At 77.1% G+C, this 19248-nt stretch carries 17 protein-coding genes; 15 read left to right on the forward strand and 2 right to left on the reverse strand.

The annotated features are described in order from the left end of the window. Nucleotides 1–36 precede the first annotated feature (36 nt). Nucleotides 37–480, reverse strand: coding sequence for a pyridoxamine 5'-phosphate oxidase family protein (locus ACFYUY_RS02725; RefSeq protein WP_360219860.1), 444 nt, complete (start codon nucleotides 478–480; stop codon nucleotides 37–39). A 198-nt stretch (nucleotides 481–678) separates the two neighbouring features. Between ACFYUY_RS02725 and ACFYUY_RS02730 the strand changes: the two genes are divergently transcribed. From ACFYUY_RS02730 to ACFYUY_RS02795, 14 genes are all read left to right on the forward strand, one after another. After that, a complete protein-coding gene (locus ACFYUY_RS02730) occupies nucleotides 679–1533 on the forward strand; it encodes a hypothetical protein (RefSeq protein WP_360219857.1) in 855 nt (284 codons plus the stop codon). A 281-nt stretch (nucleotides 1534–1814) separates the two neighbouring features. Further along, complete coding sequence (locus ACFYUY_RS02735) at nucleotides 1815–2294, forward strand: hypothetical protein (RefSeq protein ID WP_360219855.1); 480 nt, start codon at nucleotides 1815–1817, stop codon at nucleotides 2292–2294. Further along, a complete protein-coding gene (locus tag ACFYUY_RS02740) occupies nucleotides 2288–3262 on the forward strand; it encodes a hypothetical protein (RefSeq protein WP_360219852.1) in 975 nt (324 codons plus the stop codon). The genes ACFYUY_RS02735 and ACFYUY_RS02740 overlap by 7 nt, the downstream gene beginning before the upstream one ends. Before the next feature lie 180 nt (nucleotides 3263–3442). Further along, entirely contained in the window at nucleotides 3443–4390 is a 948-nt protein-coding gene (locus ACFYUY_RS02745; RefSeq protein ID WP_387897277.1) for an SAF domain-containing protein, read from the forward strand. Next, complete coding sequence (locus ACFYUY_RS02750) at nucleotides 4390–6027, forward strand: hypothetical protein (RefSeq protein ID WP_360219847.1); 1638 nt, start codon at nucleotides 4390–4392, stop codon at nucleotides 6025–6027. Before ACFYUY_RS02745 ends, ACFYUY_RS02750 begins: the two co-directional genes overlap by 1 nt. Then, on the forward strand, nucleotides 6017–7672 hold the full coding sequence (locus tag ACFYUY_RS02755; protein ID WP_387897279.1) for a CpaF family protein: 1656 nt from the start codon (nucleotides 6017–6019) through the stop codon (nucleotides 7670–7672). Before ACFYUY_RS02750 ends, ACFYUY_RS02755 begins: the two co-directional genes overlap by 11 nt. After that, on the forward strand, nucleotides 7672–8631 hold the full coding sequence (locus ACFYUY_RS02760; protein ID WP_360219841.1) for a type II secretion system F family protein: 960 nt from the start codon (nucleotides 7672–7674) through the stop codon (nucleotides 8629–8631). The genes ACFYUY_RS02755 and ACFYUY_RS02760 overlap by 1 nt, the downstream gene beginning before the upstream one ends. Further along, a complete protein-coding gene (locus ACFYUY_RS02765) occupies nucleotides 8628–9509 on the forward strand; it encodes a hypothetical protein (RefSeq protein ID WP_360219838.1) in 882 nt (293 codons plus the stop codon). Before ACFYUY_RS02760 ends, ACFYUY_RS02765 begins: the two co-directional genes overlap by 4 nt. Nucleotides 9510–9558: 49 nt before the next feature. Next, complete coding sequence (locus ACFYUY_RS02770) at nucleotides 9559–9843, forward strand: hypothetical protein (protein WP_360219835.1); 285 nt, start codon at nucleotides 9559–9561, stop codon at nucleotides 9841–9843. A 35-nt stretch (nucleotides 9844–9878) separates the two neighbouring features. Continuing rightward, a complete protein-coding gene (locus tag ACFYUY_RS02775) occupies nucleotides 9879–10256 on the forward strand; it encodes a TadE/TadG family type IV pilus assembly protein (RefSeq protein ID WP_360219832.1) in 378 nt (125 codons plus the stop codon). Continuing rightward, nucleotides 10253–10744 (forward strand): TadE/TadG family type IV pilus assembly protein, encoded by a 492-nt coding sequence (locus ACFYUY_RS02780; protein WP_387897280.1) that lies wholly within the window; start codon nucleotides 10253–10255, stop codon nucleotides 10742–10744. Before ACFYUY_RS02775 ends, ACFYUY_RS02780 begins: the two co-directional genes overlap by 4 nt. A gap of 325 nt (nucleotides 10745–11069) precedes the next feature. Beyond that, nucleotides 11070–11516, forward strand: coding sequence for a hypothetical protein (locus ACFYUY_RS02785; protein WP_387897282.1), 447 nt, complete (start codon nucleotides 11070–11072; stop codon nucleotides 11514–11516). Further along, nucleotides 11516–15625, forward strand: coding sequence for a LysM peptidoglycan-binding domain-containing protein (locus tag ACFYUY_RS02790; protein ID WP_387897284.1), 4110 nt, complete (start codon nucleotides 11516–11518; stop codon nucleotides 15623–15625). Before ACFYUY_RS02785 ends, ACFYUY_RS02790 begins: the two co-directional genes overlap by 1 nt. Nucleotides 15626–15746: 121 nt before the next feature. Beyond that, complete coding sequence (locus ACFYUY_RS02795) at nucleotides 15747–16031, forward strand: hypothetical protein (RefSeq protein ID WP_360219820.1); 285 nt, start codon at nucleotides 15747–15749, stop codon at nucleotides 16029–16031. Between the two features lie 74 nt (nucleotides 16032–16105). Here the strand turns inward: ACFYUY_RS02795 and ACFYUY_RS02800 are convergent, their stop codons facing one another. Next, on the reverse strand, nucleotides 16106–16639 hold the full coding sequence (locus tag ACFYUY_RS02800; RefSeq protein WP_360219817.1) for an HAD domain-containing protein: 534 nt from the start codon (nucleotides 16637–16639) through the stop codon (nucleotides 16106–16108). A gap of 411 nt (nucleotides 16640–17050) precedes the next feature. On the opposite strand from ACFYUY_RS02800, the gene ACFYUY_RS02805 reads away from it, so the two are divergent. After that, nucleotides 17051–19216 carry a hypothetical protein gene (locus ACFYUY_RS02805; RefSeq protein WP_387897286.1) on the forward strand — a complete coding sequence of 722 codons (2166 nt, stop codon included), beginning with the start codon at nucleotides 17051–17053 and terminating at the stop codon, nucleotides 19214–19216. Nucleotides 19217–19248 lie beyond the last annotated feature (32 nt).

Consider the following 19248-nt stretch of genomic DNA (forward strand, 5'->3'; position numbering starts at 1 on the left):
TCGGCCCCGCCGGCCCGGTCGGCCCCGCCGCCGGCCTCAGGACCGCAGCGCCCCGCGTCCCGCGGCGCCCTGCCCGGTCGGGAACAGCCGACGGCCGCTGACCAGCTCCGGCACCAGCGCGACGAACAGCGGTTCCGGATCGCCCACCCACGGCCGCAGGCCGGAGCGCAGCACCCGCCGCACCTGGTCGGGCTCGCGCACCACGTCGGCCCGTCCGTGCACCAGGACGCTCCAGCCGGTCCGGGTGACCGGGTCCAGCAGGTCCGCCTGGAAGGCCACCACCGTGCCGTCCAGCCCGCGCGCGGTCGCACTTCCCCGGCGCACGGCGAGCACCAGCCGCCCGTCCAGGACCTCGAAGGAGACCGGCAGGACGGCCGGAAGTGCGTGCTCGGTGTACACCACGCGCCCGACGGGCACGGTGCTGAGCAGCCGCAGGCACTCGGCCTCGCTCAGGGTCTCCACACGGTCCTCGCGCTCCATGCGACCGATCGTCCTCCGGTCGGCGTGCGCGCCGATAGGGCCCATGGTCCCGGAGCGGGCGGGCCGGGAGCCCCGTCGGCGGACGCCGGGAGCGGTAGCCTGCCCGGCGGTGGAACGGCACCCGCCCCCGCGCGCAGCGGCGGCGGGCGCGGCGGGCGACCCCGGGTGCGCCGGGGCCGGCGAGGGAGGGGCGGGCGTATGGCGGGCGGGGTCGACCTGGTGGTGATCGGGGCGGACGGCGGACCGGACCGGGGCTTCGGCGGTTCGGCACTGGCGCCGGACGGCGCCCGGCTGCTCGCCGAGGTGCTGCCGGGGATGTGCTTCGACGCGGGTGCGGCCGGCTGCCGGGTCACCGGGGTGGCGCCGGACGCGGACGCCAACGCGATGCTGACCGCCGTCCGGGACGCCGCCCAGCACCCGGGCCGCTGGCTGGTGGTGTGCCTGGTCGGCCAGTTGGTGGCCGACCCGCGTGGCCGCAGGCTCGCCCTGGTCACCGGCGGCAGCACCGCCGACAACGCCTACCGGCGCGGCCTGGCCTGGGACTGGGTGGTCAGCGCGATGGTGCACGGGGACCAGGAGGAGGCGTTGCTGCTGGTCGACGCGGTGGCCGACCGGGACACCTGGGCGGCGCTGGAGCGCGGTGGCGGCGAGGACGGGGCCGGTGAGCTGCTGAGCTACCCGCGCGTCCCGCTGTGGGGCCGGGTCGGCCGCTACGCCCCCGGCAGACGCGGCCGGGACGCCGTGCTGCCGGGCGGTGAGGGGTCGTTCAGCCGGGCCCTGACCACCGTCCTGCGCCAGGGTGTCCCGGGTGCTCCGGCCGCCGTCGCCCCGCTGGATCTCCAGCCCTCGGTGGCGGCGCTGATCGACGGTGCCGAACCGGCCGGTAGTTCGGGTGCGCCGGGCGCGCGCCTGCTCGTTCCGCCGCAGGGCGGGCGCCTCCTGATGCGCAATCGGGCCGCGGTCAGGGGCGCATTGGCCGGATTGTCGCTTTCCGAAGAACTGTTGGCCGTTCTGTGGCGGGAAAGTGCCCCGACGGAACCGCCTTCCGCGTAAGGTCAGGGGGCCTGAGGTGTTGCCGTGATGGGGTGGGTTGGCGAAGAATCGATCCCCAGCGGAAACACCGGCGGGACAGCGGAATTCTTCTGGCGGCCACGGATCACTGACCGGGTCGGTCGCGATGAGGTGGGGCGATGCGGCAGCGCGGAAATGTGTTGCGCCCTGGGGCGGTTGGGATCGGCGGGGTGGTTCTGGCGTTGCTCCTCGGGGCGTGTGCGAGCAGTGGTGCCGGTGGTTCCGTCGATCGTCTCGGGACGGCTGCGCCCAGTGTTGCGGGAGTGGATCCGGTAACTCCTTCGGGTGGTTCGGTAAACGGCTCGATCGCGCCGACCGACGGGCCGGAAGGGGCGATGGGGCGGCTTGCCCTGAAGACGTATCAGGACTGGTGGCAGGCCCAGGCGGACGCATTCGGGCGAACGGATTCGGACGGATTCGCTCTGGAGACGTACTCCTCCGGCCGGGCGCTGGCCGATGCCCTGGTCGGTCTCCGCCAACTCCGCGACGCCAAACTGGTGATGACCGGAACTCCGCGGAATTCCGCCGCGGTGAAGACCATTGATCTCACATCCGATCCGCAGACCGCGGTGATCGAGGACTGCGTCGACGTGTCGGACTGGCGCCGCGTCGACGCCGTCACCCGCGCCGCCAAGGATCCGGGCCAGCGGCTGAACCGCTACGTCGCGACCGCGTCCCTGCGCTGGTTCCAAGCACGTTGGCTGATCTACGACTTCAAGCGGGAGGTGGACCGGACATGCTGAACGCGCTGAACACGACGAACCGGAGGAAGCCGAGCCCCAGGAAACCGGCCGGGCGGTTGGCGATCCTCGCGCCGTTGTCCGCCGGGTTGCTGCTGGCCTCGGCGATCACGGCGGCGGCGGACGAACCACCGGGCGGCGGCGCCGAACAGTGCTATCCGGACGTGATCTGTTCGGGGGTCAACTCCGGCGGGAAGAAGCCCGTCCCCGGCCCGAGCCAGCCCGGCGGCACCGGCGGCGGGGCCGAGGACGGCCCGCAGGTGTGCAGCTACCACGACCAGCAGTGGGCCTGCCACGATCCGGAGCTCGGCTGGTTCAACAGCGGCTCCGGCTGCTACTACCGCCCGCTGGACAACCCGCCCGCCGAGGGCGCCCCGGAGTGGCAGGGGCACAAGCCGTCCGAGGGCGCGCTCTACTCCAAGGTCTGCCCGCAGACGGGCGGCGGGATGGGCGGCGCCGAGATCGTGTTCGAGGCCACCACGCCGGCCGGTCCGCCGGTGCTGAACCTGGCGGACATCGGGGTCAGCTACGCCCACGAGATGCGCTTCCCGAAGCCGGCCGCGGGCGTCGCCCCCAAGGGCACCGCCGTGGTGAAGGCGCCGGTCTGGCTCTGGGTCGACAACGTCGTCGCACCGGCGCCCAAGACGCTCTCCGTCCCCGGCGCCTCGGTGACGGTCACGCCCCTGCTGAAGGGCGTGACCTGGGACTTCGGCAAGGACGTCACGGTGAACTGCGACACCGCCGGCACGCCGTACGACCCGAAGTACGGCGCGGCCAAGTCGCCCGACTGCGGCTACGAGTTCGCCGTCGGCTCGGCCAACCGCAAGGACGGCGTCTACGCGGGCACCGTCACGGCGAACTGGGTGGGGCACGTCGTGGTCACCGGGCCGAACGCGAAGACCTTCGACGTCAAGATCCCGCAGTCCACGGACATCAGGCTCAAGGTCGCCGAGGTGCAGGTCCTCAACTGACCCCGGGCCGGTCCACCCCGGGCCGGTCCACCCCGGGCCGGTCCACCCCGGAGCGGTCCGCCTCCGGCGCGGGCGTGGACCGGCGCCGGCACGGACGCGGGCCGAGCACGACTTCGACCCCCACGACTTCGACCCCCAGCACCAACGACCCGGAACGAGCACGAGGAAGGGCGGAACCCGGTGGAGAACCGTACATTCGCGACGCCGGGATCCGGCACACCCGCGGGCGCCGCGGTGTCCGTGGCGGTCCCGGACCAGGGAGCGGCCGCGGGTCGGGCCCGTGGCCGCGGCGCGGGCAAGGCCGGCGGCCGGGGCAAGGGCGCCGGCGCGGGCGGCGGCGCGGGCGGCGAGGACCAGCGCGCCGCGCCGCACACCCCCGGTCGTACCCTGCGGGCCCGGCGCCGCCGCCCGGCCGTGCTGGCGATGGCGGTCGCACTGATCGCGGCCGGCGGCCTGGGCGGCGCGGTGCTCTACAACAGCACCGGCCAGCGGGTCGCGGTGCTGGCGCTCGCCCGGGACGTCCCGTGGGGGCAGGTGATCACCGACGACGACCTGGTGGTGGCCCGGATCGCGGGCGATCCGGCGCTGCGGCCGGTCTCCGCCGTGGACCGGCGGACCGCGGTCGGCATGCGGGCCGCGACCGACCTCAAGCGCGGTGCCATGCTCACCCCGACCGACCTGGCGCAGAACCTGGTCGTCCAGCCCGGCCAGATCGTCGTCGGCGTCTCCGCCAAGCGCACCCAGCTGCCGGCCAGTCGGCTCCAGCCGGGGCTGCAGATCGTCGTCGTCTTCACCCCGGACAACAGTAAGGCGGACTCGATGCCCGCCACCGTCATCACCGTCGGCCGGGTGGACACCGACGGGAGCCAGGTCATCGACGTGGCCGTCGGTGCCGCGGACGGGCCCCGGCTGGCGCAGTGGGTGGCGGGCGGGCGGATCCAGGTGCTGCTGGCGCCGCGCGCCGCCTCGGCGGGCGGCGCGACCGCGGGCACCGGTGGTACCACGGGCACCGGCGGCACGGCCGCGCCGACCGCCCCGCCGACCGGCGCGCCGAGCGGGGCCGCCACCGGGGCACCCTCCGGCGCGGCCACGGCGCCCGTGCCCCCCGCCGGGGCGGGTGGCGCCTGATGGCGGTGATCGCGGTGGCCGGCGGCCCGGGCGCGCCCGGCGCGACCACGACGGCCCTCGCCCTGCTGCTGGCCTGGCCGCTCGAGCCCGGCCGCCGGGTCCTGCTGGTGGAGGCCGACCCGGACGGCGGCGCCGTGCTCGCCGGCGCCCTGGAGGGCCGGGTCGAGGCGGTGTACGGGCTGCGCAACCTGGCCGTCGCCGACCGGCGCGGCCTGCTCGCCCAGACCATCTGGGAGCAGCTGATCGACCTGTCGCCCGACGGCACCGCCGAACGGCTGCTGCTGCCCGGCCTCACCGACCCCACCCAGGCACCCGGTCTCGCCTACACCTGGGAGCCGCTGATCGAGCTGCTGCACGGGCTCGAACCGCAGGGCTACGACGTCATCCTGGACCTCGGCCGCTCCGGCGCCACCGGTACGAGCGCGGTGCTGGCCCGCCGGGCGGACGTGGTGGCGGTGACGGTCCGCACCACGCTGCGCGGCCTGAGCTCCGCCCGCCCCCGGCTGTCCGCGCTCACCGAGGACCTCGCCACGGCGGGCACCGGCTCGGACGCGCTCGGGCTGCTGCTGGTCGGCGAGGGGCCCTACTCGGGCGCGGAGGTGTCGCGCGAGTTCGGGCTCCCGGTGCTGGGGCTGCTGCCGCACGCCGTCCGCACCGCCCGGGTGCTCTCCGACGGAGGGGACACCACCGACCGGCGCTTCATCCGCTCCGAGCTGATGCGCACCGCCCGTTCGGCGGCGGACGAGGTGCAGCTGCTGGTCCGGCGGCGGCGCCAGCGGCTCGCTCCGAACCCGGCGCCGGCGCCGGTGCCCGTGCCCGCCCTGCCCACCGCCCCGGACCGGGCCCAGCCGCAGGGCCCGGGGCCGTCCGTGCCCGGGCCGGTGGCGGCCCCCGCACCGGCGGCCTACCGCCCGACGACGGTCGGGTCACCGGCGGTCCCGGCGGAGGCGGTCCCGGCACAGGCGTACGAGTCGGCCGCCCACGGTGGGACGCCCCAGGCGCCCGCGGCGTACGGCGGGACCGGCTCCGGGGACGCGTCCTCCGCGCCGCCGACCTACGGCCAGGTGCCTTACGGCCAGGTGCCTTACGGCCAGGTGCCGTACGGCGAGGCGACGTACGGCGAGGTCGCGTACGGGCCGGTGACGCAGGGCCCGACGGCGTACGGCCCGGTGGGGCCCGGGCCGGTGGCGTACGGCCCCGTGGCGGGGGAGCAGCCCTCGTACCAGCCCCCGCAGCCCGTCCCGCCGGTGATCACCACCGGACCGGTGGCGCCGCTGGCCGGGCTGGCGCCCCAGCCCGCCGCGCCCGCGCCGTTCCCGGCGCACGTCCAGGCCCCGTACCCGGCGCAGCAGGCCCACCAGCCGTACGGCCGGCACGGCTCGTACGGCCCGCAGGAGCCTCAGCACCCGCAGGACCTGCAGGAGCCGCAGGAGCTGCAGCACCCGAAGGACCCGCCCGATCCGGTGAACGCGTCCGGCCGGGCCGGCCGGTCCGACCCGCAGGACCCCCACGGCCACCCGGCGGCCGCCCGGGACGAGCAGCAGTACCGGCTCCAGCAGCCGGCCGGGACACCCGACCAGCAGTCCGCCGACGGCCGGCGGCCGCAGACCCCCGGGGAGGTGCTCCGTGCGCGGTAGCCCCCTGCACCAGCACCCCACCGCCGACCCGGCCTCCCTGCCCTGGGCGACCCCGGCCTCGGCACCCGCTCCGGCACCCGTGCCCGGCCCCGCCGCGGCGCAGGCGTCCGCGACGGCGCAGGCCTACCGGCCCGGCCCCGTCGCCCCGCAGCCCGTTCCGCAGCCCGCCCCGCCGTACGCCCACCAGGGCGGCGCCGCGGCACCGACCGCCGTCCCGCCGGGGCTGCCCTCGCTGGACCTGCGCGGCGCCGCCACCCGGCCGGCCGTCGACCCGCAGGTGGCGCGCGAGCTCAAGCGCCAGGTCGCGGCCGAACTGCACCAGCAGATCACCCGGTTGACCAGCGCCTCCGGGTCCGAACCGGACCGCGCCACCCGCCGCCAGCGCGGCCGGGCGCTGATCGAGGAGGCCGTCGCCCGCTGGTCCGACGCCTACGCGCAGACCCACGGCATCCCGCCCACCCGCGAGCAGGACCGGGCGCTCGCCGAGGCGGTCTTCGACCTGCTCTTCCGGGCCGGGCGGCTGCAGCCCTACCTGGACGACCCGGAGATCGAGAACATCCTGATCAACGGCTGCGACGACGTGTGGATCTCCCGGGTGCACCAACCCCTGCGCCAGGTCCCGCCGGTGGCCGACAGCGACGCCGAACTCGTCGAGCTCCTCCAGGACCTGGCCCGCCAGCACGGCGGCGGTGAGCGCAGCCTCTCCACCGCCAGCCCGACCCTGGCGCTGCGCCTGGAGGGCGGCATGCGCCTGCAGGCGCTGACCGAGGTCACGCCCCGCCCGTACGTGGCGATCCGGCGCCACCGGGTGGCCTCGGCGACGCTGCCCGAGATGGTCGAACTCGGCACCCTGGACAGCACCCTGGCGGCCTTCCTGGCCGCCGCCATCCGGGCCCGCAAGAACGTGATGATCACCGGCACCCAGGGCGTCGGCAAGACCAGCCTGCTGCGCGCGATGGCCGCCGAGATCCCGCCGGACGAGCGGATCGGCACCCTGGAGTCCGAGTTCGAGCTGTGGCTGCACACCCTCGGGCACCTGCGCCAGGTCGTCCCGATGGAGGCCCGGGAGGGCAACGGGGAGCGCGTCGAGGGCCGGCTGGCCGGCGAGTTGACGATCGGCGACCTCATCCCGGCCGCGCTGCGGATGACCCTGTCGCGGATCATCGTCGGCGAGGTCCGCTCCGGCGAGGTCGTCCCGATGCTGCGGGTGATGACCAACGGCGAGGGCGGCTCGATGTGCACCCTGCACGCGCGCGGCCCGCAGATGGTCGTCGACCGCATCGCCGAACTCTGCCTCGAGTACGGCTCGCACATGACCGACTCGCTCGCCTACCGGCTCACCGCCAACGCCCTGGACCTCATCGTGCACGTCACCATGGTCGACGAGACCGCCGTCGGCGGCCGCCGGCACCGCTTCGTCTCCCACGTCCTCGAGGTCGCCGGCCTCGGCGAGAGCGGCCGGCCCGCGCTGAACACGGTGTTCGGCCCCCGGCTGGACATCGGCGAGCCGCGGGCCGTCCCGCACACCCCGCCGCAGTGCCTGGACGACCTGCGCCGGGCCGGCTTCGACGCCGGCCTGCTCGGCTCCCGGTACGGGAGCTGGGCCTCCCCGCTGCAGCTGCGGATCGGCGGTGGCGCGCGGTGATGCTGCTCTTCGCCCTGTGTGGGCTGGCGGTCGCGGGCGGCCTGGTCGCCCTGGTGGCCTGGGCCCGCGGCAGCGAGCCGGCGGACGAGGACGAGGCGCTCCGGCCGGACAACCCGCTGGCCGGGCGCGCCCACGTCCTCTGGTACGGCGCCCCCGGCACCGCCTCCTCCCGGATGGTGCGGCTGCGCCGGATCCAGCTGCCGGTCGCCCTGGCCGGCGCGCCGCTCGGCTGGCTGTTCACCGGCATCCCGCTGACCGCGCTCCTGGTGCCGCTGGCCGTCTTCGGCCTGCCCTGGCTGTTCGACACCACCCGCCCGGACACCCGCCGGATCGAACGGCTGGAGGCGCTGTCCGAGTGGACCCAGCGCATCGCCGACGTGCTGCTGCTCGGCGTCGGCCTCAACCAGGCCATCGTCACCAGCCGGCGCACCGCCCCCGCCGCCCTGGAGGAGGAGATCGGCGAGCTCGCCGCGCGGCTGCAGGCCCGCTGGCGGCCCGAGGAGGCGCTGCAGGCCTTCGCCGACAGCCTGGCCGACGCCACCGCCGACAAGGTGCTGGCCGCGCTCGTCCTGCGCTCCGGCGACAGCGGCCCGGGTCTCGCCCGCGCCCTGTCCGACATGGCCGACTCGGTGCGCGAGGAGGTCCGCCAGCGCCGCGCCATCGAGGCCGACCGGGCCAAGCACCGCACCACCATCCGCTGGCTGGTCGGCATCATCGTGCTGGTCGTCACGGTCGGCTCCTTCAACAGCGAGTACACCCGGCCGTACGGGACGGTGCTCGGCCAGGTCGTGCTCGCGGTGGTCGCCGCCCTGTTCGTCGCGATCATCGCCTGGATGCGCGCCCTCGCCTCGCACCCGCCGGTGCCCCGGCTGCTGGCGCCGGACCGGCGGAGCAGGAGCGGGCGCCGCACCCCGGCGCGCGCGGACGAGCCCGCCGAGCAGCTCGGGGAGGTCCGGTGATCTCCCCCTGGTCCGTGCTGGCCGGCGCCGCGGCGGCCGGCGGCCTCGCCGTGCTGATCGCCGAACTGCGGCCCGCCCCGCCGGACCTGCGCCAGGCGCTGGACCGGCTGCACCGCGCCCCCGCGGACCGGGCCGTCGACCCGGACGACGAGCGGCCCCGCTGGTACGACCGGATCGGCGAGCGCTCGGTCCACCTGCGCGGGGTGTCCGTCCCGCACCGCGAACTCGCCCTGATCGGCCGCACCCCGGCCCGCTTCATGGTGCACAAGCTGCTGTTCGCCGCGATCGGCCTGGTGCTGCCGGCCTACCTCGGTGCGATGGCCGTGGTGATGGACGTCGGCCTGCCGTTCGCCCTGCCGCTGCTGGCCGGGCCGCTGCTGGCCGGCCTGCTCTGGTTCGTCCCCGACGCCATCGTGCGCGGCGAGGCCAAGGAGGCGCGTACCGAGTACCTGCACGGCATCGCCGCCTACCTGGAGCTCGTCGCGCTGGAGCGGGCCGCCGACTGCGGCCCCGCCGAGGCCCTGCACCGCGCGGCCTCGGTCGGGCGCGGCGCGGTGTTCCGCCGGATCCGCGACGCCCTCGACCGGGCCACCACCGACCGGCTCCCGCCCTGGGCCGGACTGGACGCGCTCGCCGAGGAGTTGGGCCTCAGCCCGCTGCAGGACGTGGCGGACATCATGCGGCTGTCCGGCACCGACGGCGCCGCCGTGTACGACACCCTGCGGGCCCGCGCCAAGGGCCTGCGCGGCGAACTGCTCGCCGAGGACCTCGCCCGGGCCAACGCCGACAGCGAGCGGATGGTCGCGCCGGGGGCCGCCCTCACCCTGCTGATGACCGTCCTGATCGTCTTCCCCGCGCTCCACCAGATGCTCAACTGACCTGCGGAACAGTGCGTCTGCCTCACACCACACCCCCGGGAGACCCGAAATGACCGTCCGACTCGCCCATCTGGCAGGCCGACTGCTGCGGCCCGTCCTGCTGCCCGTGCAGTTCGCCCTGCTGCTGTTCACCCTCCGGCTCGGCCGGCTGCGCGCCGCCCGCGCGCGCGGCGACCGCGGCGCCATCAGCATCGAACTCGCGCTCGCCATCATCGCGCTGGTGTTCGTCGCCGGTGCCGTCGCGACCGCGCTGTACCTGCTGAAGGACAAGGTCGTGACCAAGGTCGAGCAGGACCCGAACCTGCCGGGCGGCGCGGGCGGCGCCACCAAGTGACGTACCGACCTCGCCGCCGGGGCGACCGGGGGTCGATGAGCGTGAGCCTCGCCATCGTCTTCCCGGTCGTCCTGGTGCTCCTGATGCTCGTCGTCCAGGCCGCGCTGATCTGGTACGACCGGCAGCTCGCGCTCACCGCCGCCCGCGAGGGCGTGGACGCCGGGCGGATCCAGGGCACCGGGGCGGACGAGGTGAAGGACGACTCGGCCCGGCGGCAGGCCCGGGACTTCCTGGACCGGCAGGGCGTGCACGAGTACACGGTGACGACCGACGGCAGCACGGCCGGACTGGTCCGGGTCACCGTCTCGGTGCGGCCGCCACTGCTGATCCCGGGCCTGTCCGCGCCGGCCGTCACCCAGTTCGCCGAGGCGCCGCGCGAGCGCTTCGTGCCGCCGCCGGGGGTGAAGCCGTGAGGCGGCGGCCCGGCGCGGCGGGCGGGGGCGCGGTGCGGCCGGGCCGGCGGGGGCGGTTCGCACCGCGCCGCCGGGACGGCGGCGGGATCGCGATCGAGGCGGCGATCGTCGTGCCGGCGGTGGTCGGGCTGGTCCTGGTCGCCATCGCGGCCGGGCGGGTGCAGACCACCGCCGGCACGGTCGAGGCGGCGGCCCGCGCCGGCGCCCGCACCGCCTCGCTGCAGCGCAGCGTGGACGGCATGACCCAGCCGGCCCGGGAGTCGGCGCTCGACACGCTGCGCCAGCAGGGCGTGTCCTGCCGCGGCTCCGACGTCCGCGTCGTCCCGGGCCAACTGGACCTGCCCGGCGGCACCGTGGCCACCGTCAGGGTGACGGTGGTGTGCGACGTCGAGCTCGCCGACCTGATCGGCGGACCGTCCGGGGTGCCCGTGACCAAGCACCTCGTCGGCGAGTTCACCTCGGTGGTGGACCGCTACCGGGGCACCTGACCGGCGGATGGCGGCACGGGACGCGGCAGGGGCCGCCACGGGGGGCGTGGTGCGGCGGGTGACGGGGGACGCGGTGCGGCCCGCGCTGTCGGACGCGGTCAGGCCCGCGGTGTCCGAAGCGGTTCGGCCCGCGGCCGGGGGCGCGGTGCGGCCCGCGCCGCCGGACGAGGTGCGGGTGGTGACGGGGACGCGGTACGGCCCGGGGATTGGGACGGCCCGCGCGGGGGAAACGCAAGCGGAGAGCGCTCGGGGGATGACGCAACGGGACCGGGCGGCGCCCGGTGGGGGCCGGTGGGGAGAACAGGGTGCGGAAGGGGCAGGGGGGATGAGGATGCCCGTCAGGGCGCGGCGCCGCCACCGGTCGGACCGGGGGGCGGTCGCCCTCTTCGTGGCGATCTGCGCGGCCTACGTCGTGCTCGTCATCGCCCTGGTGATCGACGCCGGCGGCCGACTGCGGGTCGCCGAACGCACCGACGCCTACGCCCAGGAGGCCGCACGGGTCGGCGGACAGCAGCTCGACCAGGCCGCCGTCCTGCAGGGCAAGGGATTCAAGGTCCGGCAGGACTACGTGCGGCAGGCCGCCGACGCCTACCTCGTCCTCTACGGCCTGCGGGTCGGCGAGGTCGAGTTCTCCGGCGACGGCAAGGTCGTCACCGTCACCGTGCAGGCCGACTACCGGCCCGTCCTGCTGGGCGCGTTGGGGGAGCGGAAGGTAACGGGCAAGGGCAGTGCGACCCTCGTCCACGGAGTCGAGAAAGCGGAGACCGACTGATGGCCGCGCCACGTGCCAAGGACCAGGCCCGAACCGCCCCAGGCCGGGCCCCGAGCGGACACCGGGCCGCCCGCGGGCCCGCCGCGCCGGCGCCCCGCCCGCCGCGCGGCCGGGGCCGCGCCGCAGCCCTGATCACCGCGCTCGCCGCGCTGGTCACCCTGCTCGCCCTGCTGGTCGGCGTGCCCGCGCTGCTGCTGCACGGCACCCGCGCGGTCGCCGCGATGGGCGAGGTGGCGCCGGACGGCGTCGGCGAGGCGCTCACCGGGCCGGACGACGGGCGGCTGTTCCTGTGGCTGCTGGTGGTGGTCGGCTGGCTGGCCTGGGGCTGCTTCGCGCTCTCCGTCCTGCTGGAGATCCCGGCCCAGCTGCGCGGCCGGATCGCCCGCCGCATCCCCGCCTTCGGCTGGAGCCAGCGGCTGGCCGCCGGCCTGGTCGGCTCGGTGCTCGCCCTGGTGCCGGTCGCCGGCTCGGCCTTCGCGGCCGCGCCCGCCCACACCGCCAGTGCGCCGGCCCAGGTGACGGCCGGCGTGCAGCGCGCCGCCCTCACCGCCGCCCAGGCCGCACCCGCCCTGGCCCCCGCCGCCGAGCAGCACGCCGGCTACACCGTGCGCGACAGCCGGCCCGCGGACAGCCTGTGGTCCATCGCCGAGCGTCAACTGGGCTCCGGCGAACGGTGGACGGAGATCGCCAAGCTCAACGACGGCAGGGTGATGGACGATTCGGGCACCCGCTTCGACGCCGACCGGCCGATCCAGCCCGGCTGGCAGCTGCTGATGCCGGCGGACGCCAAGGCCGACGACGCGGCGACCCCGGCACCCGCACCCGCCGACACGCCCGCGCCGGGCGGGGCCGACGGCTCCGCGCGGGCCCCGCAGTCCGGGACGGAGCCGGCTCCGGCCGGGCACGGCACGGTGACCGTACGGTCCGGCGACAGCCTCTCCGCCATCGCCCAGCGCGAGTTGGGGGACGCCGAGGCGTGGCCGAAGCTGTTCGAGGCGAACAAGGGGGCGCAGGCCCCCGACGGGGAGCGGCTCACCGACCCCGACGTGGTGGTGCCGGGGATGGTCCTCACCGTGCCGGGGGCCGCCGCTCCCGCACCCGCACCCGCCCCTTCGCCGGAGCCGGCTCCCGCGCCGCAGCCGGCACCGCCCGCCGACCACGCCCCCGCCGACCACGCGCCCGCGACCCCGGCACCGACCCCGGCCCCGACGCAGGGCGCGCCCGCCCGGTCCGCGCCGGCCACCCCGGCGCCCGCGCCCACCCACGCGCCGGCCCCCGCCGCCCACGCCGAACCGGCCCCCAGTGACGACTACCGGGTGGCCCTCACCGCCTCCACCGTCGGCGTGCTGCTCGCCGCCATCATGATCGGCACCGTCGCCCACAAGCGCGGCACCCAGCAGCGAGCCCGCCGGCCCCGGCACCGCATCACCATGCCGGACGCCGAGGCCGCCGCCTTCGAGAACGAGCTCAGGGCCCGGCAGGACGACGCCGGCCTCGACCTCCTCGACCGCGCCCTGCGCACCATGGCCCGGCACACCGTGCGCGGCGGCAAGCGGCTGCCCGCCATCGTCGCCGCCCGCATCACCCCCGGCCACACCATCGAACTGCACCTGTCCGGCCCGGCCACCCCGATCACGCCGTTCCGCGCCGCGCACGCGGCCAACGTCTGGTGGTGCGGCCCCGACTCCGGGGACCTGCTCAGCGCCGCGCAGGCCCGCAAGACCGCCGCGCCCTACCCCGCCCTGGTCACCCTCGGCACCTCGCCGGACGGTTCCGTCGTGCTCGCCGACCTCGAGGCCGTCCGGCTGCTCCACCTCTCCGGACACCCCGACGACGCCCGCGACGTGCTGCGCACCCTCGCCGTCGAACTCGCCCACAGCCCGCTCGCCGACCGGCTCCACCTGCACCTCGTCGACCTCGCCGAGGAGATCCCGATCAGCGGTCCGGCCGCCGAACGCGTCCACCGCCACCCCACCCTGGAGGCCGCGCTGGCCGCCCTCGGCCCGCGCACCGCCAAGGCCCGCGCCACCCTGGTCGCCGCCGAGGCCGCCAGCCCGCGCGACGCCCGCAGCCGGGGCCAGGCCGACGAGTCCTGGACCCCGGAGATCGTGCTCTGCGCCCAGCAGCCCGGCGGCGGTGTCCCCGCCGAACTGGGCCGGCTGCTCGACGCCCGCCCGCGCACCTGCGTCGCCGTCATCACCCGCGCCCCCGAGCGCGGCACCGGCCCCGTCGCCCGCTGGACCCTGCCGACCACCGGCCAGGCCGCCATCCCCGGGCTGCACCTGACGGTCGAGCTCCAGCGGCTCGACGACCGGCAGTACGACCAGGTCGCCGAACTGCTGCGGGCCGCCGACGACACCACCCAGCACCCCGCCCCGGCCTGGACCCTGGACGGTCCGGGCTTCGACCCCGACGCCGACGACGCGGACACGGCCGAACTGCCCGCCGCCGTCCCCGTCCTGGCCGCCGTCGGCGCTCCGGCGGCCGGCACCGGGGGCGGCACGGACACGGCCGCCGGCCCGCGGCTGCTGGCCCGGGTCATCGGCACCGGCGCCAGCCCCTTCGCGGGCACCGACCCGGCCACGCCCGTCCCGCCGGCCCCGGCGGGGCCGCTTCCCCCGGCCGTCCCGGTGCTCCCGTCCGGAGTGGCTTCCCCGGTGGTCCCGGTGCCCTCGTCCGGAGCGGTTCCCCCGCCCGGAGCGGGGAGGCACGTGGTCAACGGGCAGGGGCGGCAGGCCGCGGCGGTGGAGGGCGGGAGCGCGTCGGACCCGGTCGCGGCCGCCGGACCCGCCGCCGGCAGCGGCGCGGACGGCGATCCCGCGCCCGGGTCGGCGGCCGAGCCGGCCACCGACGAGACCACCCGGGACCTGCGCCGACCGGAGGCCGTGGAGGGCACCTCGACGGCCGTCCTGCCGGTCCAGCCGGTCCGGCCGGTGGTGCCCGCGCAGCCGTCCGGTCCTGCCCAGCCCTCCGGTCCTGCGCAGCCGTTCGGTCCTGCGGCGCCCGGTGAGCCCGGCGGATCGCAGCCGGGCGCCGAGCCCACCCCGAACCACCAGCCCGTGCCCGCGCCCACCGGCACCGACCCGCGGATCCCGGACCGCCCCGAGCCCGGCACCGAGCCCGGCACCGGGCCCGGGACCGGGACCGGCACGCCCGAGGCCGTCGGGCCCGGCGCAGGCGGTCCCGGCGCCGTCGGGCCCGAGCCCACCGGGCCCGAGCCCACCGTGGACGGGGCGGTTCACGAGCCCGGCCCCGCCGCCGTCGCCCCGGTCGCGCAGACCACCCCCGGGCGCAGCGACAGCGACGACCTGCTCGCCATCCTCCGCTCCCCGGAGGCGCACGCCACCCGCAACGCCCCCCGGATCCGGCTGCTCGGACCGGTCGACGTCGCCGGTGTCCTCGGCACCGCCGAACCCGGCGCCCTGCCGCGGCTCACCGAACTCGCCGTCTACCTCGCGCTGCGTCCCGGTGCCGACCACCACGCGCTGGACCACGACCTCCACCCGGGCGCCGCCCACCTCGACCCGCACCCCACCGCGGCCGACACCGGGAGCCCGCTGCCCGGCAAACTCGCCGACCTGGCCGCCTGGTTCGGCAGCTCGCCCGAGGGGCGCACCTTCCTGGCCACCGACACCACCGAGGGCTACACCTTCGCCCCGGCCGTCACCTGCGACTGGGACGAGTTCCGCAGCCTCTACCGGCGCGGCATGCGCAGCACCAGCGCCACCGCCGACGCCGCCCTCGCCCACGCCCTGGCCCTGGTCCGCGGCGCCCCGTTCGCCGAGGCGCCCCCCGCCTCCTACGGATGGGCCGAGGCCGAACGCCAGGACATGATCGCCGCCATCGTCGACACCGCCCACGAACTGGCCGCCCGCCGCCTGCAGTACGGCGACCACCGCAGCGCCGAGGCCGCCGTCTTCCGCGGCCTCGCCGTCGCCCCGGACGTCGAACTCCTGCACCGGGACCTCTTCTACGCCTACGCCTCGGCCGGCGCCCGCGACCAGCTCCTGCGCGCCGTCAACCGCCTCGACGCCCTGAGCCGCCGCACCGGCCGCGACCTCGACGCCGACACCGTCGCCCTGCTGCGCGACCTCCTGGCCGGCTCCTGACCCCACGACCCGTCCCGCCTGCTCCCGCTGCCCGGTCGCCCCCCAGGGCGCCGGGCAGCGCCGTGCCCGGGCATGATCGGTGGGGGCAGCACGGTGCCCCGACGAAGAGGGGGGGGCAGCCATGACGGAGGAAGCGGACCGGCCGCTCGGTGAACTCCGCCCCGGTGAACGGGTCCGGGTGACGGTCGTCCGCCACCACCCGTGGGGCTTCTCGGCGCGGATCCACGGTTACGAGCCGGTCGGAGCGTCACTGGACCTCATCCGCCGCGGCGGCGAACCCGGGGTGCGCCGTCTCGTGCGGGACCTCCCGGAGGTCGGGAGCTGCGTCGACCTGGTCGTCGGTGAGGTCCGCTCCTGGCACCACGCCCCCTGGATCTGGGTGGACCTCACCGGCCCCGACCGCTGAAGGAGGACCAGGAGGACGGCAGGGTCCGCGGGGCCCGGGAGGCACGGGAGGCCCGCGAGGCTCACGAGTCGCCGTCAACCGGCCCGCAGCCAGGCACTCAGGACGGTGAAGTCGGCGGCGGTGAGCCCCCGTTGGGGGTCGACGCGGTGGAGCAGGGTGCGGGCGGGGGAGTGGGCGGCGACCCAGTGACGGTCCGTCGCGGTGATCTCGTCGTCGACCCAGGCGAAGGGGCGGCCGGCGGCCCGGGCGAGCAGCGTCCGGGTCTTCCAGTGCAGGCCGGGCGGCCCGGCCGGCTCGTCGTCGTCCGTGTCCGGCCAGTCCACCCAGGGGAGTCGGGGGAGGCCGAGCCAGGGCGAGAGGCAGTCGTTGGCGTCGGACCTCCAGGTCGTGGCCCAGACCAGCTCGCAGGGAAGGTCGAGCAGGAGCGGCCCCAGCGCCGGATCCGCCCGGGCCAGCAGCGGGTTGGCGTCCGGGGCGGGAGTGGCGGCGGTGTACGGGCTGCGGTAGGTGCGGTGGCCGCCCGGCGGGGGCGGCCCGAACGGAACGAGGGGTCCGTCGACGTCGAGGAAGAGCAGCGGGAGGAGCGTGGGAACGCCGGAGTCGACCACGAGGGCACCATAACGGGCCGGGCGGGGCGGGATCGGAGACCCGGCCTGGATCGGGTACGCCGGGATCTCGTAGGGTGGCGCGCACGGGAGTGGTGGCAGTCACCACGCAGCAAGGGCATCAGACGCCGCTGGGCGGCGGGGCGGGGCGGTGACCAGAAGATGGCGGCGGAGACGACAGCTGTCCCAGGAGGTCCCGACCCGACGGCGGACCCGGGCCCCTGGGACGCCGTACCGCCGTCCGCCCGCGTCCCCGCCGACGAGCACCCGCCGGGGCCCGCCGCGCTCTACGAGCCGCCTCCGGTGCCGTCGGCCCCGCCGGCCCTGCCGGCCGTCGCGCCGCAGCCCGGGGCGCCTTCGGGGCCGGCGCCCGCCCTGCCGCCGACCGCGCCGACCGGGTGGACCGTCACCGGCATGCCCGCGGTGGGCGCGCCGCCGTCCACGGCCACGCCGCTGCCCTTCCCCGTCCCGGGGGCCGGGGCGGTGGGCGCGTTCGGGGCGGCACCCCGCGGGCGGATCCTGGTCATCGAGGGCGGCTACGGCAACTCCGGCCGCCGCACCTGGGGCCGCGGCGGGCCCGCACAGGCGCCGGTGCTGTCCGCGATGCTCGCCGCCGTGTCCCCGCAGGTGCTGCTCGCCGCGGACGCGGTGGATGCCGTCCACCTGCCCGGCGCCGGCGACCCGCACACCGTCCTGGCCCACCTGCGCGCCGCCTCCCGCCACCCGGGGCCGCTGCTCGTCCACCTGGGCGGGCACATCGTCGCCGACAAGCGCGGCGGCCAGCTCCAGCTCACCCTGCGCGACGCCAAGCAGGACGGGCTGCCCTGGCAGGCCGTCGCGGCCGAGCTGAGCCACCGTCCGGCCGAGTGGCAGACACTGGTCATCGCCGACCTGAGCGCCGACCAGAACGCCTGGCCCTACCTCCAGGGCACCGTCTCGCCGCTCAGCGAGGGCATCCCGCTCTGGGCCGTCGTCAGCCCGGACCCGGAGCAGATCGGCACCTTCACCCGCGCCCTCATCGAAGCCCTGCACGGCGGCCGCCCCGGCGCGGGCGACGTCCTCGCGCCCGAGCAACTGCGGCAGCAGGTGTACTCGGTGCTGCGCCCGGACGTGGTCATCCTGGCCACCCACGCCCCGGACCGTCCCGTCTTCCGCAACACCGCCCGGCGGGGCGACGGCCCGGCGGGCGACGTCCTCGCGCCGGTGGCCGCGGTACCGGTGGATCCGGTACCCACCGGCGCCGCGCTTACCGACGCCCTGCCGGCCGACGCTCCGGCCGTCGCGCCGGTGCCGCGGCCGGTGCGTCAGGACGGGCCGCTGGACGCCGTCGCAGGGCTGCCGGGGTCGGTCCCGGCCCCGGGTTCCGTCCCGGCCCAGGTGCCCGCCGAGGCGTCCGCCCAGGCACCGTCCGACGCGCCGGTGACGGCCCTGGTGGTTCCGGGCGGCATGGTGGACCTGGTCAAGCCCGGTGTGCCGCCGACCCCGCCCCGGCCGGCCCGCCCGGTCAGCCTGCGCAAGGGCGAGCCCGCCGGATCCTCGGGCGTGGTCCTGCGCAAGCCCGCCCCGGTGGATGCCGTGCCCGAGGACGTGGCGGCTGCGGGCGTGGCGGCGGCGGGCGTGTCGCTGGCCAAGCCCCGGCCGCAGGCGGAGCCGGCCGTGGCGGCCGAGCACCCGCCCGTCGACGCCGCCGAGCAGCCCCGGGACGACGTCCCGGTCGACGCCCCGGCCGACACCCCGCCCGCCGTCGCGGCACCGCTGGAAGCCACCCCGACGGACGAGGTGCCGGCGGACCGCGCTCCGGCGGACGAGGTATCAACGGATGAGGCCCTGACGGACAGTGCTCCGGCGGACGAGGCGGCGTCAGCGGACGAGGTGCCGGTGGAGGACCGTGCGCCGGAGGAGCCGGCTCCGACCGACAGCGGTCCGGCTCAGGCGGACGGGACACCGGCGGACGCGCTTGCGGTGGACTCGGCGCCGGCGGACGGGGCACCGGCGGACCAGGCACCCGCCGCCGAGGTACTCCCGGCCGACGCGCCGACGGACGAGGCACCCGCCGAGGCTCCGGCGGCCGTAGAGGCCCCGCTCACCGAGGCTCCGGCGGCGGGCCCCCCGCGCGCCGACTACCGCGAGGTGATCGGCCGGATCGTCCGCAGTGCCGACGCCGGGGAGCACGCGGCCGCCACCGACCTCGCCTTCGCGCTCGAACTGGAGGCGATCGCCGAGCACGGTGCCGTCTCCGAGCCGGTCCTGCAGGTCCGTCAGGTCCGGGCGCACGTGTGCCGCCTCGCGGGCAGGCCCGCCGAGGCCGCGGACATCTACCGGGAGGTGGCGCTGACGCTGCTCCGCTCGCAGGGGCCGGACCACCCGGAGACGCAGCAGGCGGCGACCAACGCCGAGGCGTGCTGGCGGTCCGTCCAGGACCGGGCGGTGGCGCTGCGGATCGCGCCGGAGATCATCGAGCTCCGGGCGTATCTGCCGGGGCCGGACGGTCGCAAGCTCCGCGCGGCCGAGCGCTACCTCGCCCAGCTGGCCGCTGCGGCCCCGGCGCCTGCCGGAGCCGCAGCGGCCGAGCACGCCTGAAGCCGGTGAGGCGCCGCACGTGCGGCGCCTCA

It is taken from the genome of Kitasatospora sp. NPDC004745, assembly GCF_042873275.1.
GTDB lineage: Bacteria > Actinomycetota > Actinomycetes > Streptomycetales > Streptomycetaceae > Kitasatospora.

Coding starts and splice junctions, on each gene's coding strand:
- ACFYUY_RS02725 (WP_360219860.1), bottom strand. CDS start 480: ATGGAGCGCGAGGACCGTGTGGAGACCCTGAGCGAGGCCGAGTGCCTG.
- ACFYUY_RS02730 (WP_360219857.1), top strand. CDS start 679: ATGGCGGGCGGGGTCGACCTGGTGGTGATCGGGGCGGACGGCGGACCG.
- ACFYUY_RS02740 (WP_360219852.1), top strand. CDS start 2,288: ATGCTGAACGCGCTGAACACGACGAACCGGAGGAAGCCGAGCCCCAGG.
- ACFYUY_RS02750 (WP_360219847.1), top strand. CDS start 4,390: ATGGCGGTGATCGCGGTGGCCGGCGGCCCGGGCGCGCCCGGCGCGACC.
- ACFYUY_RS02760 (WP_360219841.1), top strand. CDS start 7,672: ATGCTGCTCTTCGCCCTGTGTGGGCTGGCGGTCGCGGGCGGCCTGGTC.
- ACFYUY_RS02770 (WP_360219835.1), top strand. CDS start 9,559: ATGACCGTCCGACTCGCCCATCTGGCAGGCCGACTGCTGCGGCCCGTC.
- ACFYUY_RS02775 (WP_360219832.1), top strand. CDS start 9,879: ATGAGCGTGAGCCTCGCCATCGTCTTCCCGGTCGTCCTGGTGCTCCTG.
- ACFYUY_RS02785 (WP_387897282.1), top strand. CDS start 11,070: ATGAGGATGCCCGTCAGGGCGCGGCGCCGCCACCGGTCGGACCGGGGG.
- ACFYUY_RS02790 (WP_387897284.1), top strand. CDS start 11,516: ATGGCCGCGCCACGTGCCAAGGACCAGGCCCGAACCGCCCCAGGCCGG.
- ACFYUY_RS02795 (WP_360219820.1), top strand. CDS start 15,747: ATGACGGAGGAAGCGGACCGGCCGCTCGGTGAACTCCGCCCCGGTGAA.
- ACFYUY_RS02805 (WP_387897286.1), top strand. CDS start 17,051: ATGCCCGCGGTGGGCGCGCCGCCGTCCACGGCCACGCCGCTGCCCTTC.